Below are 1470 nucleotides of genomic sequence, written 5' to 3' on the forward strand. Positions count from 1 at the left end.
GTGCTCACGGATTTCCAGTACGTCTTCTTTCTTGCGGATGAAGGAAGCAGCAACGAAATCAACGCTCTGCTCGCAACCGAAGATCAGGTCGCGCTTGTCTTTCTCGGCCAGGGCCGGCAGCTTGATGGAGACGCCCGGCAGGTTGACGCCCTTGTTTTCGCCCAGATCGCCGTTGTTCAGCACTTTACAAACAACTTCGCGCTCGGTGATTTCGATGACGTCCAGACCGATCAGGCCGTCGTCAACCAGGATGCGGTTGCCGACGCGCAGGTCGTTGGCGAAACCTGCATAGGTCACGGCCACTTTGTCTTTGTTGCCAACCACGGTCTGGTCGGTGGTGAAGGTGAAGGTCTGGCCAGCAACCAGTGCTACGTCATTGCCACCTTCCAGCTTCATGGTACGGATTTCCGGACCCTTGGTATCCAGCAGGATAGCTGCGCGCTTGCCGGTCTCGGCCATCACTTCGCGCAGGTTGCGGATACGGGTGCCGTGCTCTTCGTAATCACCGTGAGAGAAGTTCAGGCGCATGACGTTCATGCCGGCGTCCAGCATTTTGGCCAGCATTTCTTTTGAATCCGTCTTCGGGCCGATGGTGCAGACAATTTTGGTCTTTTTCATTTTTGAGTTCCTAGTTTTTTTTAATTTCTACAAGCGCCATCAGTTGACCGACAAACATAGCAATCAGCCTTTAAGCCAGAGACAGTCGGATACTCCCTCTCGACGGCGGCGATCACCTCGGCCACTTTCTCGGGGCGCAACAGGGCGACCACGCAGCCGCCGAAGCCGCCGCCGGTCATCCGCACGCCGCCATCTGTGCCGATTTTAGCCTTGATGATCTCCACCAGCCCGTCGATGGCGGGCACTGTGATTTCAAAGTCGTCGCGCATGGCTGCGTGCGATTCGGCCATCAGCTCGCCGAGTCGTGTCAGATCGTGGCTCGCTAGCGCATCGGCGGCCGCCAGGGTGCGGGCGTTTTCACCGACGATGTGGCGGGCACGGCGATAGCAGGTCTCATCCAGCCCGGCTTTGCCCGCTTCCAGTCCGGCCAGATCGAGGTCGCGCAGCGCCTTGACCCCGTAGTGACGGGCGGCGGCCTCGCACTGCTGACGGCGAGTGTTGTACTCGCTGTCCACCAGACCGCGACGCACGTTGGAGTTGACGATCAGCACTGCCAGATCGCTTGGCATTGGGATGAGACGGGTCTCCAGCGAGCGGCAGTCGAGCAGCAGGGCATGATCGGTTTTGCCGCTGGCGGATATCATCTGATCCATGATGCCGCAGTTGCAGCCGACGAACTTGTTCTCCGCCTGCTGGCCGTTGAGGGCGATCTCGGCCTGAGTGATGCCGAGCCCCAGCGCCTCTTTGAAGGCCTGACCAATGGCCACTTCCAGCGAGGCGGAGGAGGAGAGCCCCGCCCCCTGCGGCACGTTGCCGGAGACCACCAGATCAAGGCCGCGCAGGGCATAACCA

The 1470-nt window shown here is 60.0% G+C and carries 2 protein-coding genes; both read right to left on the reverse strand.

The genetic code is table 11. The annotated features are described in order from the left end of the window. A partial coding sequence (locus tag LRL22_RS20375; protein ID WP_270906247.1) for a pyruvate kinase occupies positions 1 to 618 on the reverse strand: 618 nt, incomplete at its 3' end. A 20-nt stretch (positions 619 to 638) separates the two neighbouring features. Further along, positions 639 to 1470, reverse strand: an 832-nt coding sequence (galK, locus tag LRL22_RS20380) for a galactokinase (protein ID WP_270906248.1), incomplete at its 5' end; no start/stop codon positions are given.

The sequence above is a fragment of the Aeromonas sp. PI_26 genome (assembly GCF_027854445.1).
GTDB lineage: Bacteria > Pseudomonadota > Gammaproteobacteria > Enterobacterales > Aeromonadaceae > Aeromonas > Aeromonas veronii.